This window comes from Pseudomonas sp. S3_B11, from assembly GCF_054667715.1.
This window is the reverse complement of the sequence record NZ_CP162749.1, coordinates 3,833,020-3,848,984: the sequence shown is the minus strand read 5'-3', so window position 1 is coordinate 3,848,984 and position 15,965 is coordinate 3,833,020. Positions and strand designations below refer to the sequence as shown.

At 61.1% G+C, this 15,965-nt stretch carries 11 protein-coding genes and 1 pseudogene; 8 read left to right on the top strand and 4 right to left on the bottom strand.

Annotated elements, in window-relative coordinates:
- The first annotated feature begins 93 nt into the window (after positions 1-93).
- Both rlmM and tusA read left to right on the top strand, forming a co-directional pair.
- Complete coding sequence (gene rlmM, locus AB4O22_RS17325; protein WP_460096827.1) at positions 94-1,167, top strand: 23S rRNA (cytidine(2498)-2'-O)-methyltransferase RlmM; 1,074 nt, start codon at positions 94-96, stop codon at positions 1,165-1,167.
- 190 nt (positions 1,168-1,357) lie between these two features.
- Positions 1,358-1,609 (top strand): sulfurtransferase TusA, encoded by a 252-nt coding sequence (tusA, locus tag AB4O22_RS17320; protein WP_003183455.1) that lies wholly within the window; start codon positions 1,358-1,360, stop codon positions 1,607-1,609.
- On the opposite strand, the gene AB4O22_RS17315 is transcribed toward tusA, so the two are convergent.
- Positions 1,606-3,009, bottom strand: coding sequence for an MATE family efflux transporter (locus tag AB4O22_RS17315; RefSeq protein ID WP_223473039.1), 1,404 nt, complete (start codon positions 3,007-3,009; stop codon positions 1,606-1,608). The two genes, tusA and AB4O22_RS17315, sit on opposite strands and share 4 nt — an antisense overlap.
- 294 nt (positions 3,010-3,303) lie before the next feature.
- On the opposite strand from AB4O22_RS17315, the gene pdxB reads away from it, so the two are divergent.
- Positions 3,304-4,458, top strand: coding sequence for a 4-phosphoerythronate dehydrogenase PdxB (gene pdxB, locus AB4O22_RS17310; protein ID WP_460096823.1), 1,155 nt, complete (start codon positions 3,304-3,306; stop codon positions 4,456-4,458).
- Positions 4,459-4,578: 120 nt separating this feature from the next.
- Here the strand turns inward: pdxB and AB4O22_RS17305 are convergent, their stop codons facing one another.
- A complete protein-coding gene (locus AB4O22_RS17305; RefSeq protein WP_003199629.1) occupies positions 4,579-4,758 on the bottom strand; it encodes a PA1571 family protein in 180 nt (59 codons plus the stop codon).
- A gap of 249 nt (positions 4,759-5,007) precedes the next feature.
- On the opposite strand from AB4O22_RS17305, the gene AB4O22_RS17300 reads away from it, so the two are divergent.
- The gene (locus AB4O22_RS17300; protein WP_013692620.1) at positions 5,008-6,789 is read left to right on the top strand and encodes an ABC transporter transmembrane domain-containing protein; all 1,782 of its coding nucleotides are present in this window, start codon (positions 5,008-5,010) and stop codon (positions 6,787-6,789) included.
- 89 nt (positions 6,790-6,878) lie between these two features.
- Here the strand turns inward: AB4O22_RS17300 and AB4O22_RS17295 are convergent, their stop codons facing one another.
- On the bottom strand, positions 6,879-8,807 hold the full coding sequence (locus tag AB4O22_RS17295; RefSeq protein ID WP_223473036.1) for a transglycosylase SLT domain-containing protein: 1,929 nt from the start codon (positions 8,805-8,807) through the stop codon (positions 6,879-6,881).
- 214 nt (positions 8,808-9,021) lie between these two features.
- Between AB4O22_RS17295 and AB4O22_RS17290 the strand changes: the two are divergent.
- A pseudogene (locus tag AB4O22_RS17290) lies at positions 9,022-10,940 on the top strand (ATP-binding cassette domain-containing protein).
- A gap of 124 nt (positions 10,941-11,064) precedes the next feature.
- Here the strand turns inward: AB4O22_RS17290 and AB4O22_RS17285 are convergent.
- Positions 11,065-11,505: a universal stress protein gene (locus AB4O22_RS17285; RefSeq protein WP_003199636.1), complete on the bottom strand. Its 441-nt coding sequence runs from the start codon at positions 11,503-11,505 to the stop codon at positions 11,065-11,067.
- 102 nt (positions 11,506-11,607) lie between these two features.
- On the opposite strand from AB4O22_RS17285, the gene AB4O22_RS17280 reads away from it, so the two are divergent.
- The 3 genes from AB4O22_RS17280 (at position 11,608) to fadA (ending at position 15,886) form a co-directional block, all read left to right on the top strand.
- Entirely contained in the window at positions 11,608-12,045 is a 438-nt protein-coding gene (locus tag AB4O22_RS17280) for a hypothetical protein (RefSeq protein ID WP_003199638.1), read from the top strand.
- 487 nt (positions 12,046-12,532) lie between these two features.
- On the top strand, positions 12,533-14,680 hold the full coding sequence (gene fadB, locus AB4O22_RS17275) for a fatty acid oxidation complex subunit alpha FadB (protein ID WP_003199641.1): 2,148 nt from the start codon (positions 12,533-12,535) through the stop codon (positions 14,678-14,680).
- A gap of 30 nt (positions 14,681-14,710) precedes the next feature.
- Positions 14,711-15,886, top strand: coding sequence for an acetyl-CoA C-acyltransferase FadA (gene fadA, locus AB4O22_RS17270; protein WP_460096818.1), 1,176 nt, complete (start codon positions 14,711-14,713; stop codon positions 15,884-15,886).
- The last annotated feature ends 79 nt before the right edge of the window (positions 15,887-15,965 follow it).

Here is a 15,965-nt window from a genome sequence, read left to right as displayed (position 1 = left end):
ATGACTAATCACTGGACTCTATGGGCAGGTTCGCGGTTCCGAACTCCGCTATCATGCGGCGGTTTTCGTGACAGGCTTTGCTACGGAGTTTCAATGAACACGCTTTTCATGCACTGCCGGCCAGGCTTCGAAGGCGAGGTCTGTTCCGAGATCGCCGAACACGCGGCCCGGCTCAACGTGGCCGGCTACGCCAAGGCCAAACCGGCCAGTGCCTGCGCTGAATTTGTCTGCACCGAAGACGACGGCGCCGAGCGGCTGATGGGCGGCCAGCGTTTCGCCGAACTGATTTTTCCGCGCCAGTGGGCGCGCGGTACGTTCATCGATTTGCCGGAAACCGATCGCATCAGCGTCATCCTGGCCCACATGGCCGCTTTCCCGACCTGTGGCAGCCTGTGGCTGGAAGTGGTGGATACCAACGACGGCAAGGAACTGTCGAACTTCTGCAAAAAATTCGAAGGCCCGTTGCGCAAGGCGCTGATTGGCGCCGGCAAGCTGGTGGACGACTCGCGCAAGCCGCGCCTGCTGCTGACTTTCAAGAGTGGCCGCGAAGTGTTCTTGGGCCTGGCCGAATCCGATAACTCGGCGATGTGGCCCATGGGCATTCCCCGCCTGAAGTTTCCCCGGGAAGCGCCGAGTCGTTCCACCCTCAAGCTTGAAGAGGCCTGGCACCATTTCATTCCCCGGGATCAGTGGGACGAGCGCCTGCACAGCGACATGACCGGCGTGGACCTCGGCGCCGCGCCGGGTGGCTGGACCTGGCAACTGGTCAACCGGGGCATGCTGGTGACCGCCATCGACAATGGCCCGATGGCCGAAAGCCTGATGGACACCGGCCTGGTGCAGCATCTGATGGCAGACGGCTTCACGTTCAAGCCCAAGCAGCCGGTGGACTGGATGGTCTGCGATATCGTCGAGAAACCGGCACGCAACGCGGCGATGCTGGAAGAGTGGATTGGCGAAGGGCATTGCCGCGAGGCCGTGGTCAACCTCAAGCTGCCGATGAAACAGCGTTATGCCGAGGTCAAGCGCCTGCTCGAGCGCATCGCCGAGGGGTTCAAGGCTCGGGGGATCAAGGTCGAGATCGGTTGCAAGCAGCTGTACCACGACCGCGAGGAAGTGACGTGCCATCTGCGGCGGTTGGACACGAAAAAGCCGAAGTCCCGCTAGTCCCTTAGAGCCAATGAAATCCCCTGTGGGAGCGAGCTTGCTCGCGATGGCGTCGGCACATTCAACATTGATGCAAGCTGACCCACCGCCATCGCGAGCAAGCTCGCTCCCACATTAGGGTACGGCGTTAAGCCAGGGGTGACCGAACGCCGACATTGCGCGACAATGCGGCCAGTTTCAGGAGTAGAACATGAGTGAAATGAACGACACGCCGGTCGACGGCACGCTGGATGCCACGGGGCTCAATTGCCCGGAACCGGTGATGATGCTGCACCAGCACATCCGCGACCTGGCCCCCGGTGGCCTGCTGAAAGTCATCGCCACCGACCCCTCGACTCGCCGCGACATCCCCAAGTTTTGCGTGTTCCTGGACCACGAGCTGGTGGCCCAGCAGGAGGAAGCGGGCACTTACCTCTACTGGATCCGCAAGAAACTCGCTTAATCCGTCGAGCGGCTGACGCGGATCTGCTTGCGCGCGCTGCGTGCCAGGCGGATCGACAGCATCAGCGCCGCGCAGCTCAAGCCCACGATCAGGCCTTGCCACAATCCGCTCGGGCCGCTGGCGGCACCGAGCCAGTCGGTCAGGCCCAGGGCGTAACCCACCGGCAGGCCGATGCCCCAATAGGCGAACAGGGTCAGGATCATCGTTACCCGGGTGTCCTGGAAGCCGCGCAACGCGCCTGCCGCCGTGACCTGGATCGCATCGGAAAACTGAAACAGCGCCGCGTAGACGATCAGCATCGAAGCCACGTCGATCACCACCGGATCTGCGGTATAGATCGCCGCGATAGGCCCGCGCAGCGCGAACATCAGGCTCGCCGACAGGCAGGCGTACGCCAGGGCCGTGCCCATGCCCACCCCGGCAGCGAAGCGCGCTTCGCGAGGCTGACGACGGCCCAGGGCCTGGCCGACCCGCACCGTGACGGCCATGCCCAGGGAGTAGGGGATCATGAACACCAGGGAACTGAAATTCAGCGCGATCTGGTGCCCGGCCACTACTGTGGCGCCAAGGCTGCCGATCAGCAGCGCGATCACCGCGAAAATACTCGACTCGGCGAACACCGCAATGCCAATCGGCAAGCCGATGCCCAGCAGACGCTTGATGACCACCCATTGCGGCCAGTCGAAACGGCTGAACAGCCGGCTCGACTGATAGGCCGGTGCCCAGCGAGCCCAACCGGCCATGCCCAGGGCCATGACCCACATCACGATGGCTGTGGCCCAGCCGCAACCGACGCCGCCCATGGCGGGCACGCCCAGGTGCCCGTAGATGAAGATGTAGTTGAGCGGAATGTTCAGCGCCAGCCCGCACAGCCCCAGCACCATCGCCGGCCGCGTGCGCCCCAGGCCGTCGCTGAAGCAGCGCAGTACGTGGTACAGCGCCACGGCCGGCAGGCCCGTGCCGATGCCCCGCAGGTATTCCATGCATGGGCCAATCAGTTCGGGGTCGACATTCATGATGTGCAGGATCGGTTCGGCGCTGAACAGCGCCAGTGTGGCGATCAACCCCACCACCAATGCCAGCCACAGCGCCTGGCGTACCAGCGGCCCGATTTCGTCGAACGTACCGGCGCCGAAGCGCTGGGCAACTTTCGGCGTGGTTGCCAGCAATGTGCCGGTCATCAACAGGAACACCGGCACCCAGATAGAGTTGCCCAGGGCTACGGCCGCCAAGTCCCGCGGGCCAACCCGACCGGCCATCACCGCATCGACAAACCCCATGGCGGTGGTTGCCAGTTGCGCCACCATGATCGGCAAGGCCAGGGCCAGCAAGGTCCTGAGTTCCAGGTGAACCCGGGCCGGGCGGGAGAGGGTGGTGGCGGTATCGATTACAGGGTTCACAGGGAAAGCGTCCGAAAAGGTTAAGCGCAAGGCGGCGAATTCTACGCTTTGACGCAGTGGTCAGGAAAAATCCTGTGTTGTGGATTTGTAATCGCTTTTTCAGTTTTCGAGCACCTGTGGGAGCAAGGCTTGCCCGCGATGAAGATGATGCGGTCTGCCGAGTAACCGAGGCGTCGGCATCGCGAGCAAGCTTTGCTCCCACATACATTCCCTCGCCACAACATCATTCGCTCCGGGTAATGCACAGGCCCAACGGAACGCCTACACTGCCTACCCCGCCAAAGGAGCTCTGCCATGCTGATCGTCGCCGACGAAAACATCCCCCTGCTTGACGCATTTTTCCAAGGATTCGGCGAGATCCGCCGGGTACCGGGCCGGGGGATCGACCGGACGATGGTCGAGCAAGCCGATGTGCTGCTGGTGCGTTCGGTCAGCCAGGTCAATCGGGCGCTGCTGGAAGGCAGCAAGGTGCGCTTTGTTGGCACGTGCACCATCGGCACCGATCACCTGGACCTGGACTATCTTGCCGAGGCCGGTATCCGCTGGGCCAGCGCGCCGGGCTGCAACGCCCGTGGCGTGGTGGACTATGTGCTGGGCAGCCTGATGACCCTGGCAGAAATCGAAGGCGCGCAACTTGAGCAACGAACCTTCGGTGTGGTCGGCGCAGGCCAGGTGGGCGGGCGGTTGATCGAGGTGCTCAAGGGGTTGGGCTGGACCGTGAAGGTCTGCGATCCGCCGCGTCAGGCCGCCGAGGGGGGCGACTATGTGAGCCTGGAGCAGATCATCGAGCAGTGCGATGTGATCAGCCTGCACACACCGTTGACCCGCGACGGCGGGCAACCGACCTGGCACCTGTTCGACGAAGCGCGTCTGAACCAGCTCAAGCCCGGGACCTGGCTGATCAATGCGGCCCGCGGCCCGGTGATCGACAACGCCGCGCTACGCGAAGTGTTGCTGGAACGCGAAGACCTGCAAGCGGTGCTGGATGTCTGGGAGCAGGAGCCCACCGTGGATGTGGACCTGGCCGATTTGTGCGTGATCGCCACCCCGCACATTGCCGGTTACAGCCTCGATGGCCGCCAGCGTGGCACCGCCCAGATCTACCAGGCCTTGTGCGCTTTCCTGGAGCGGCCGGTTGAAGTCAGCCTCAGCGACCTGTTGCCTAGGCCTTGGCTGGGTGGCATCGCCCTGGATGCCGAAACCGATCCGGCCTGGGCCTTGGCGGCGTTGTGCCGGAGCGTGTACGACCCCCGTGGCGACGACGCGAACTTTCGCCGCAGCCTGGTGGGCACAGTAGGCGAACAACGCAGCGCGTTCGATGCCTTGCGCAAGCACTACCCACCACGGCGGGAAATCGACAGCCTGAAGGTTCGTATCGAAGGGCAGTCGGCGGCTTTGCAACAGATCGTGACTGCGCTGGGTTGTGGGAGCAAAGCTTGCTCGCGATGAACGATGACGCGGTCAGGGGACCGAGGTGCCTGCATCGCGGGCAAGCCTTGCTCCCACAACGTTTCTCGCAGGCATAAAAAACCCGACATCAAGGTCGGGTCCAATTGAAGACGGGCTGTATCACTTTTGTTCGGCAGGCTTGACCAGTCGTTTTTCCAGCTCGCTGCAGGCTTTCTGGATCATGTCTTCGGTGATCGGAACTTCGCGCCCTTGGGCATCGATGAACGAGCAGCCCAGAGACTGGTCCGGTTGCGTGCGGATTACTTGAATCTTGTCGTCGCTGCTGTGTTGCAAGGACATGGCCTGTCTCCTCATCAGGTTGTGTGCCTACTTTAATGTCGCCAGGTGACCGAGCCATGACACTCCTTGTAGGGTCATGGCGACACCTCCACTCAATCAGAAACACAGTTGCGTTTCCAGCCAGACTTTAGACCGATAACATCTAGCCTCTAGTCGTTGTGGTCATATTTAACCTGACTCATTCTGATTCAATTTGGTTCCGCTACGCTTTGGCGTCGCTGGCCGGCCTTTTTCCTGCTGCATTATCGGATGCCCTTGATGCTTTCTTCCCGACATCGCCGTGCCATACGCCTGGCCAGCGGCTTCATCGCCCCTTACCGCAAACAGGTCGTCGGCGCCTTGCTGGCCCTGATTGTCACCGCCGGTATTACCTTGTCCATGGGCCAAGGCATCCGGTTGCTGGTGGATCAGGGCTTCATGACCCGCTCACCGCACCTGCTCAATCAATCCATCGGCCTGTTCATGGTACTGGTGGTGGGGTTGGCGATCGGTACGTTTTCACGTTTTTACCTGGTGTCCTGGATCGGCGAGCGGGTGGTGGCCGATATCCGGCGGCAGGTCTTCAACCATCTGGTGTACTTGCACCCCGGTTTCTACGAAAACAACCGCAGTTCGGAAATCCAGTCGCGGCTGACCGCCGATACGACCTTGCTGCAATCGGTGATCGGTTCGTCGCTGTCGTTGTTTTTGCGCAACGCCTTGATGGTGGTAGGCGGCATCGTGCTGCTGTTCATCACCAATCCCAAGTTGACCAGCATCGTGGTGATTGCCCTGCCGCTGGTATTGGCACCGATCCTGGTCTTTGGTCGTCGGGTGCGCAGCTTGTCGCGCCAGAGCCAGGACCGGATTGCCGACGTCGGCAGCTACGTCTCCGAAACCCTTGGGCAGATCAAGACCGTGCAGGCCTACAACCACCAGGTCCAGGACGAACAACGATTCTCCGTGACGGTGGAACAGGCTTTCGACACTGCCCGCAAGCGCATCGCCCAGCGGGCCTGGCTGATCACCCTGGTGATCGTGCTGGTGCTGGGCGCGGTGGGGGTGATGCTCTGGGTCGGCGGCATGGATGTGATCGCCGGGCGGATTTCCGGCGGTGAGCTGGCGGCATTCGTGTTCTACAGCCTGATCGTCGGCAGTGCCTTCGGCACCCTGAGCGAGGTGATCGGCGAGCTGCAACGGGCGGCGGGTGCGGCAGAGCGCATTGCCGAGTTGCTGCGTTCGGAGAACATTATCCAGCCGCCGGCTTCAGGTCTTGTCACGTTGCCGGAGCGGGTCCGGGGCGACCTGCGCCTCGAAGGCGTGCGTTTTTCCTATCCCTCCCGGCCTGACAGCTATGCGGTCGACGGCCTCGACCTGACTATCAAGGCCGGTGAGACCCTGGCCCTGGTCGGGCCTTCCGGTGCGGGCAAGTCAACGGTGTATGACCTGCTGCTGCGTTTCTACGATCCGGTGCAAGGGCAGATACTGATCGACGACGTGCCGTTGACTCAACTTGATCCGTTGGACCTGCGCCGTCACTTCGCCCTGGTTTCACAAAATCCGGCACTGTTTTTCGGCACGGTCGAAGAGAACATCCGCTACGGCAACCCTGGCGCAACGTCCGAGCAGGTGCGTGAGGCCGCGCAGATTGCCCACGCCCACGATTTCATCGAAAAAATGCCCGACGGCTACCAGACCCACCTGGGTGACGGTGGTCTCGGGTTATCCGGCGGTCAACGCCAACGCCTGGCCATCGCCCGGGCGTTGCTGGTGGACGCGCCGATCCTGCTGCTGGACGAAGCCACCAGCGCCCTCGATGCGCAAAGCGAACACCTGATCCAGCAAGCCCTGCCCAACCTGATGAAAAACCGCACGACCCTGGTCATCGCCCACCGCCTGGCCACGGTGAAAAACGCTGACCGGATCGCGGTGATGGATCAAGGCAAGGTGGTTGCGGTGGGCACTCACCAGGAGCTGGTTGCCAGCAATGCGCTGTATGCGCGGCTGGCGGCGTTGCAGTTCAATGTGGGGTTGGAGGCGGCAACCGACTAAGTATGGTCCCTTGTGGGAGCGAGCAAAAAAAAGCCCGCATCTTTCGATGCGGGCATTTTTTTCTCCTCAGGAACAGCTTCCGCTAATAATCACTGATCATCGAAATACCGCTCATGCCAATCCACCAGCGGTTGCGGCGAGTTGAGTTTCTGGCCGTAGATCACCGAGTACGACAATACGTTCTGCACGTATTGGCGGGTTTCGTCGAACGGGATGCTTTCGACCCAGACGTCGAAGCTCAAGTGGTCGGCGCCGCGCAGCCACTGGCGCACGCGACCGGGGCCGGCGTTGTAGGCCGCCGAGGCCAGGACGCGGTTGCCGTTGAACTGGCTGTGAACCTGGCTCAGGTACGCCGCGCCCAACTGGATGTTCTTGTCCGGGTTCAACACTTGCTGTGGTGAGGCCAGGGGAATGCTGAACTTACGCGCGGTTTCCTTGGCGGTGCCAGGCATCAGTTGCATCAGGCCGGCGGCACCGACGCCGGAACGGGCGTCGTCCATGAAGGCGCTTTCCTGGCGGGTAATGGCGAACGCCCAGCTTGGATGCAGGCCGCGGATCTTGGCTTCGCGCACCAGGGTGTCGCGGTGGGCCATCGGGAAGCGGATGTCCAGGTCGTCCCAGTACTTGGCCTGGCTGATGGTGCGAATGGCCGGGAAATACCACTTCAGGTCATACGCCAGTTTGGCCTGGGCGACCATTTCGTCGCGGTTGAAATGACGGCTGACGTGATACCACTCGCGGCGCCCGTCGACGATGTCCCCGCGGGCATGAAATTCCAGCGCCCGACGCACGCCAGGGGTGTTGCGCACTTTGTTGATCAGCGCCTGGCTCATCACCAGCGGCTTGTTGACCAGCGAGTATGGCAATTGGGAGCGATCGGCGGCCAGGAAACCATAAAAATCCCGTTCACGGGCCAAGTGCTTGTAGAGTGCCAGCGCCTCGGGGTTCTGCGGCTGCGCCAGTTCCAGCGTACGGGCTTGCCAGTACCGCCAGCGGTTGGTGCTCGACAGCGACTCGGGCAGGCGACGGGTCAGTTGGTAGGCATCGTCCCAGCGGGCCAGGCGCAGGAGCAGGCGCAAACGCCATTCCGAAACGGTGTCATCGCGCAGTTCCGGGTCGTATTTCGTCATCACGTCCAAGGCCCGGCTGTCGAAGCGCTTGGCCAGGGTCAGGCCGATTTCCCGGGCAATCGCAACTTTTTCATCACGGGAAAAATGCATGGTGCTGGCGTAGCCGTCCAGCAGTGCCATGGCCTTTTCCGGATCCTGGCGGGCCAGGCGGCGCAGGCCGAGGCTGACGATATCGGACATCGGTTCATCGGCCGGGATGAAGCGCGAGGGCTGGTTGAGCAACTCGGGCTTTTGCGCCACGTCCACCAGCAGCTTGCCGCGGGGGGCGAGGGTGGTCAGGCCGCTGACCAGGCTGTTGGCCAGCGGGTAGTTGCGGGCCTGGGCCGCCAGTTTTGTGCGTTCCCAGCGTTTCTGTTCGGTCAACTGGCCCTGGGAGGCCCATAGACCGAACAAGGCATCGCACGCCTGGGGCTGGGATTTACCGGAGAGCCACAGCTTTTCGGTATTGGCATAGCCTTCGGCCTTCAAGCCATGGCTGAGCTGGTACTGGGCGTTAAGGCAGTCCAGTTCGGTGAAATTGAGCTTGGGATCGTAATACTTGACGAAGGTCTCCCAGTCGCCGCGTTCGGTCAGCCAACGCAGCCAGCGCAATTTCATCCAGTTGGCCTGGGGCAGGTCACCATGTTCGGCGAGGAACTTCTCGATTTCGGCGTTGCTGGCGCTCTTGAGGCGAGCGGTCAATTCGTCGTAGGCCAGGTAGGGCTCCAGCGGATAATCGCGCAGGGCCTGGCTGTAGCGAAAGTAAGGGCCGGAATCACCCTTGGCCAAGGCGCGCTTGGCCTCGTCGTAATATTGGCGTTGAGTGGAGATATCCACCGCCTGCGCGGATTGAACGGCAGTGGCACATACAAAAAGACACGATAAAACACTGAAAAGGCGACTGCGCATGAGACGTCCGGGCATAAAAAAACATGACAAGCCCAAGGGGTAACCCAGGGTAACTGTCTGTAGCTTAGCCTTTTGCCAGCAGCCGGCGAAAGCTTTGCAGGGCCGTCGGTGCAAGTTCGCAACATTTGTTATGCAGAGTGCTTCGGTGGCGAAATTGGCGGAACCTTGAGGCCTCATCTCAGGTAGAATGCGCGCCCGGTTTTTGGAGAAGCTCATGACCCTGCTCAAATTCAGCGATGTGTCCCTTGCTTTCGGCGCTATGCCGTTGTTGGACAAGGTGTCCTGGCAGATCGCCCGTGGTGAGCGGGTGTGCATCATCGGCCGCAACGGCACTGGCAAGTCCAGCATGATGAAGCTGGTCAAGGGCGATCAAAAGCCCGATGACGGCTCGGTCTGGCGCGCGCCAGGCCTGAAAATCGGCGAATTGCCCCAGGAACTGCCGGTGGCCGACGAGCGGACCGTATTCGATGTGGTCGCCGAAGGCCTGGACGGTGTCGGCGCGCTGTTGGCCGAGTACCACCACCTGAGCCAGAACATCGTCACCGATGCCGACCTGGACAAGTTGATGCACGTGCAGCACGACCTTGAAGCCCGAGACGGCTGGCGTCTGCAGCAACTGGTCGACAGCACCCTGAGCCGCCTGCAATTGCCGGCCGACAAGACCCTGGCCGAGTTGTCCGGCGGCTGGCGTCGTCGCGTCCTGCTGGCCCAGGCCCTCGTGTCCGAGCCGGACCTGCTGCTGCTCGACGAACCGACCAACCACCTGGACATCGGCGCCATCGCCTGGCTTGAAGAAGCCTTGAAGGACTTCCAGGGTGCGGTGCTGTTCATCACCCACGACCGTTCCTTCCTGCAAAACCTGGCGACCCGCATCCTTGAACTGGACCGTGGCGGCCTGATCGACTGGAACGGCGACTACGCCAGCTTCCTGGTGCACAAGGAAGCGGCGCTGGCGGCGGAAGAAACCGCTAACGCGTTGTTCGATAAGAAACTGGCCCAGGAAGAAGTCTGGATTCGCCAGGGTATCAAGGCGCGTCGCACCCGCAACGAAGGCCGTGTGCGGGCGCTCAAGGCCTTGCGCATGGAGCGCAGTGAACGTCGCGAGCGCACCGGCAAGGCCAACATCCAGCTGGATACCGCTGACAAGTCCGGCAAGCAGGTGATGGTCCTTGAGAATGTGAGTTTCGCGCACCAGGGCGGCCCGTTCCTGATCAAGGACTTCTCCATGGTGCTTCAGCGTGGCGATCGCATCGGCCTGCTGGGTGCCAACGGTACCGGCAAGACCACCTTGCTCAAGCTGATGCTCGGTGGCCTGGTGCCGACCAATGGCAAGGTGGAAGAGGGCACGAAAATCGACGTCGCCTACTTTGACCAGTTGCGCCATCAGTTGGACCTGGAAAAGACCGTGATCGACAACGTCGCCGAAGGCCGCGATTTCATCGACATCGATGGCCAGAGCCGCCATGTGCTGAGCTACCTTGGCGATTTCCTGTTCAGCCCCCAGCGTGCCCGTACGCCGGTCAAGGCGCTGTCGGGTGGCGAGCGCGCCCGTCTGTTGCTGGCCAAGTTGTTCAGCAAACCGGCGAACCTGCTGGTGCTCGACGAACCGACCAACGACCTGGACGTGGAAACCCTGGAGTTGCTGGAAGAGGTGTTGCTGACCTTCAACGGCACCGTGCTGATGGTCAGCCACGACCGGGCATTCCTCGACAACGTGGTCACCAGCACCCTGGTGTTCGAAGGCGAAGGCCTGGTGCGTGAATACGTCGGTGGCTATCAGGACTGGCTGCGCCAGGGCGGCTCGCCGCGTCTGCTGGGAGTAACCGAAAGCAAGTCTGGCAAGGCCGACCTGAATTCGGCCGTGGTCAAGGCCGAGCCAGCCCCGGTAGCTGCCGCGGCGACCCCGGCACCGGCCAAGAAAAACTCAGCTACAAGCTGCAGCGTGAGCTGGAGGCGCTGCCGGGTGACATCGACGCGAAGGAACAGCAGATCGCCGCGGTGGAAGCCGAGATGGCTGACGCCGGCTTCTACCAGCGACCTGCTGCCGAAACCGCCAAGGTCATCGCGCACCTGGAGCAGTTGCAGGTCGAGCTGGACGCACTGGTCGAGCGCTGGGCTGAACTGGACGCTTGATCCGCTGTTGAAAAAAATCCCGGAATTCAGCAATGAACGCCGGGATTTCTATTTGAGACGCTATTCCCCTGTAGGGGTGAGCCTGTGGGAGCAAAGCTTGCTCCCACAAGGTCAGGGTCTGGGGTTATGTGCGCTTGACCAGATGTACCGCCAGCACATCGCAAGGCGCGCCATGCAGCACGTCGTTGGCGGTCGAGCCCAGCAACAGCGCCAGGCCGTGGCGACCATGGCTGCCGACCACAATCAGGTCGCAGCCCTGTTCCTTGGCCAGGTGATGGATCTCCTGGCGCGGCTGGCCGTAGGTCAGGTGGCTGAATTCCTTCTTCAGGGCAGGGTATTTCACGATCAGTCGGTCAAGGCGTTCCTTGGCCTGGTCGAATTGCTGCTGCTGCAATTGGGAAAGGTCCATGGGCACGTCGCCGCCGAAGGCCATGGCCATCGGTTCGACGATATGCACCAGCGACAGCTTGGTGTCCCGGCTTTCGCAAAGGGCGAGGGCGCGCTTGACGACCGGATCGCATTCTTCAGTGAGGTCGACGGCGACCAGAACGTGTTCGTAGTACATGGAAAGCACTCCAGAGAATTGCGATACGGTAAGTATGGCTGGTTTCAAGCGCATTGACGGCGACGTGGCTCAATGGGCTCATCAGAATTCGGGAGTACGAATATGACGGTCTGGATAGTGGTGTCAATCCTGTTGGTGGTGTTAAGTCCACTGGCATGGTTGCGTCCGTCCCGTGTTCAGAGCGGTCGCATGGCCCTGCGCATGGAAGCACGACGCCTGGGCCTGGCCATGCAGCTGGCGCCGCAGGAGTGGCCGCACTGGCTCGGCCAGCAGCCGCCAAACCCCTGCGCCCAGTACCACCGGCCCCGGCGTGGCAAGGAACCGGCGGTCTGGAGCTATTGGCAGACTGCGCCAGGCGTCTGGGTCAACCAGTGGCGAGAAGTCTGCCAGGATGAGTCCCTGCTCAATCATTTCGAAAAATTGCCGGCCAACGTCTACAAGGTCGAAGCCGATCGGCAAATGATCGCCTTGTACTGGGGCGAGAAGGGCGAAGCGACTGTTTTGCAAGATATTTGCGCGGTGCTCAAGGCGCTGGCCTGAGGCATAAAAAAGCCCGACAGTCTCATCGGGCGGGTTGGCCAGGCAGGCCGGTAATCAATCTCGTGTCAGGACGTGCGTTCGTAACGTCCTTTGTTCCCAATTTTCAATCGCGTCCCGACAGCGTAGACGGCTGGATCCGATATGCCTGGAATTAGGGCGATTTTTCTAATTATTGATCCTATGAATAGCTGCTCATGCGGCGCCGTGTTGCGGATCCGTACGGTACGGAAATGACCGAGAAGTCGCGTTCACGCCTGTGTTTAGGGCGATTGACAATTGTCGGAAATTCCGTGAAGGTGACGTACCCAAATCAAACGGGCGTATGAATTGAGCGTTTGTATTTTCAGAATGCTCCTACAGACCCCGACTATCGCGTTGACGGGTGTGCCTGGCGGATTGGCGTAGCATCGACGGTAAACGTCAATGCCGAACCAGTGGTCAGCGTTCAACGTGTACTGTTCAGCTTCCATATCGTGGAGATCAGTTGATGATTTACGAAGGTAAAGCCATCACGGTTAAGGCTCTTGAAAGTGGCATCGTCGAATTGAAATTCGACCTCAAGGGTGAGTCCGTCAACAAGTTCAACCGTCTAACCCTGAATGAATTGCGTCAGGCCGTGGACACTATCAAGGCAGATGCTTCGATCAAGGGTGTGATCGTCAGCAGCGGCAAGGACGTGTTCATCGTCGGTGCCGACATCACCGAATTCGTCGACAACTTCAAGCTGCCCGATGCCGAACTGATCGCTGGCAACCTCGAAGCCAACCGTATTTTCAGCGACTTCGAAGACCTCAACGTACCGACCGTCGTGGCCATCAACGGCATCGCCCTGGGTGGCGGCCTGGAAATGTGCCTGGCGGCGGATTACCGCGTCATGTCCACCACGGCCAAGATCGGCCTGCCGGAAGTCAAGCTGGGCATCTACCCAGGCTTCGGCGGCACCGTGCGCCTGCCGCGCCTGATCGGTGCCGACAACGCCATCGAGTGGATTGCCGCCGGCAAGGAAAACCGTGCTGAAGACGCGCTGAAGGTCGGCGCCGTGGATGCCGTGGTCGAACCTGGCAAACTCCAGGAAGCGGCCCTTGAAACCATCAAGCGCGCCATCAGCGGCGAGTTCGACTACAAGGCCAAGCGTCAGCCGAAGCTGGAAAAGCTCAAGCTCAACGCCATCGAACAAATGATGGCCTTCGAAACCGCCAAGGGTTTCGTGGCCGGTCAGGCAGGCCCGAACTACCCAGCGCCGGTCGAAGCGATCAAGACTATCCAGAAAGCCGCGAACTTCGGTCGTGACAAGGCTCTGGAAGTCGAAGCCGCCGGCTTCGTCAAGCTGGCCAAGACCTCGGCTGCGCAAAGCCTGATCGGTCTGTTCCTCAATGACCAGGAACTGAAGAAAAAGGCCAAGGCCTACGACGAAATCGCCAGTGACGTGAAGCAGGCCGCCGTGCTCGGCGCCGGCATCATGGGTGGCGGTATTGCCTACCAGTCGGCGTCCAAAGGCACGCCGATCCTGATGAAGGACATCAACGAACACGGGATCGAACAAGGCCTGGCCGAAGCCGCCAAGCTGCTGGTCGGCCGTGTCGACAAAGGTCGCATGACCGCTGCGAAGATGGCCGAAGTGCTCAACGGCATTCGTCCGACCCTGTCCTACGGCGATTTCGGCCATGTCGACCTGGTGGTCGAAGCCGTTGTCGAGAACCCGAAGGTCAAGCAGGCGGTACTGGCTGAAGTCGAAGACAAGGTCAAAGAGGACACCATCCTGGCCTCGAACACCTCGACCATCTCCATTTCGCTGCTGGCCAAGGCCCTCAAGCGTCCGGAGAACTTCGTCGGCATGCACTTCTTCAACCCGGTGCACATGATGCCGCTGGTGGAAGTGATCCGTGGCGAGAAATCCAGCGAACACGCCGTTGCCACCACCGTGGCCTACGCCAAGAAAATGGGCAAGAACCCGATCGTCGTCAACGACTGCCCGGGCTTTTTGGTCAACCGCGTGCTGTTCCCGTACTTTGGCGGTTTCGCCAAGCTGGTCAGCGCCGGTGTGGACTTCGTGCGCATCGACAAGATCATGGAAAAATTCGGCTGGCCGATGGGCCCGGCGTACCTGATGGACGTGGTCGGCATCGACACCGGCCACCACGGTCGCGACGTCATGGCCGAAGGCTTCCCGGACCGCATGAAGGACGACCGTCGTTCGGCCGTCGACGTGCTCTACGAAGCCAAGCGCCTGGGCCAGAAGAACGGCAAGGGCTTCTACGCCTATGAGACCGACAAGCGCGGCAAGCAGAAGAAAGTCGCCGACTCGTCGGTGCTGGAAGTGCTCAAGCCGATCGTCTACGAGCAGCGCGAAGTCACCGACGAGGACATCATCAACTGGATGATGATCCCGCTGTGCCTCGAAACCGTGCGTTGCCTGGAAGACGGCATTGTCGAAACCGCCGCCGAAGCCGACATGGGTCTGGTCTACGGTATCGGTTTCCCTCCATTCCGTGGCGGTGCGCTGCGCTATATCGATTCGATCGGTGTGGCCGAGTTCGTTGCCCTGGCTGACCAGTACGCTGATTTGGGCGCGCTGTACCACCCGACCGCGAAGCTGCGTGAAATGGCCAAGAACGGCCAGAGCTTCTTCGGTTAAGCGCCCAACGACTAGAGCGAGAGAACATTTATGAGCTTGAATCCTAGAGACGTCGTGATTGTCGACTTCGGTCGTACGCCGATGGGCCGCTCCAAGGGCGGCATGCACCGCAACACCCGCGCCGAAGACATGTCGGCGCACCTGATCAGCAAACTGCTGGAGCGCAACGTCAAGGTCGACCCCACCGAAGTCGAAGACGTGATCTGGGGCTGTGTGAACCAGACCCTGGAGCAGGGCTGGAACATCGCCCGCATGGCCTCGCTGATGACCCAGATTCCTCACACGGCGGCGGGCCAGACCGTCAGCCGCCTGTGCGGTTCGTCCATGAGCGCACTGCACACCGCCGCCCAGGCGATCATGACCGGCAACGGTGACGTGTTCGTCGTCGGTGGTGTCGAGCACATGGGCCACGTGAGCATGATGCACGGCGTCGATCCGAACCCGCACATGTCGCTGTACGCGGCAAAAGCCTCGGGCATGATGGGCCTGACAGCGGAAATGCTTGGCAAAATGCACGGCATCACCCGCGAACAGCAGGATGCCTTTGGCGTGCGCTCCCACCAGCTCGCCCACAAGGCGACCGTGGAAGGCAAGTTCAAGGATGAGATCATCCCGATGCAGGGCTACGACGAGAACGGTTTCCTGAAGCTGTTCGACTACGACGAAACCATTCGTCCGGAAACCACCCTGGAAAGCCTGGCGGCCCTCAAGCCGGCATTCAATCCAAAGGGCGGCACCGTGACAGCCGGTACCTCGTCGCAGATCACCGATGGTGCCTCGTGCATGATCGTGATGTCGGCCCAACGTGCCCAGGACCTGGGTATCCAGCCGATGGCGGTGATTCGTTCGATGGCCGTGGCGGGTGTGGATCCGGCGATCATGGGCTATGGTCCAGTACCGGCCACGCAGAAAGCCTTGAAGCGCGCAGGCCTGGGTATTGCCGATATCGACTTCTTCGAGCTCAACGAAGCTTTCGCCGCACAGGCCCTGCCAGTGCTGAAAGATTTGAAAGTGCTCGACAAGATGAACGAGAAGGTTAACCTGCACGGCGGCGCGATCGCCCTGGGTCACCCGTTCGGTTGCTCCGGTGCGCGTATCTCCGGCACGCTGCTCAACGTCATGAAGCAGAATGGCGGCACCTTTGGTGTGTCCACCATGTGCATTGGCCTTGGCCAGGGCATCGCCACTGTCTTCGAACGCGTCTAAGCGTTGCGTTGATGGAAGCCGGGGCCAAGTGCCCCGGTTTTTGTTTTTTCGGGTTTAGTAAAAAAAGATTTTGTTTTTA

Bases quoted from the DNA above. Each gene is read 5' to 3' on its own strand.
- tusA (WP_003183455.1), top strand. From the start codon at position 1,358: ATGAGTGAAATGAACGACACGCCGGTCGACGGCACGCTGGATGCCACG.
- rlmM (WP_460096827.1), top strand. From the start codon at position 94: ATGAACACGCTTTTCATGCACTGCCGGCCAGGCTTCGAAGGCGAGGTC.
- AB4O22_RS17300 (WP_013692620.1), top strand. From the start codon at position 5,008: ATGCCCTTGATGCTTTCTTCCCGACATCGCCGTGCCATACGCCTGGCC.
- fadB (WP_003199641.1), top strand. From the start codon at position 12,533: ATGATTTACGAAGGTAAAGCCATCACGGTTAAGGCTCTTGAAAGTGGC.
- AB4O22_RS17305 (WP_003199629.1), bottom strand. From the start codon at position 4,758: ATGTCCTTGCAACACAGCAGCGACGACAAGATTCAAGTAATCCGCACG.
- AB4O22_RS17295 (WP_223473036.1), bottom strand. From the start codon at position 8,807: ATGCGCAGTCGCCTTTTCAGTGTTTTATCGTGTCTTTTTGTATGTGCC.
- AB4O22_RS17280 (WP_003199638.1), top strand. From the start codon at position 11,608: ATGACGGTCTGGATAGTGGTGTCAATCCTGTTGGTGGTGTTAAGTCCA.
- AB4O22_RS17285 (WP_003199636.1), bottom strand. From the start codon at position 11,505: ATGTACTACGAACACGTTCTGGTCGCCGTCGACCTCACTGAAGAATGC.
- fadA (WP_460096818.1), top strand. From the start codon at position 14,711: ATGAGCTTGAATCCTAGAGACGTCGTGATTGTCGACTTCGGTCGTACG.
- pdxB (WP_460096823.1), top strand. From the start codon at position 3,304: ATGCTGATCGTCGCCGACGAAAACATCCCCCTGCTTGACGCATTTTTC.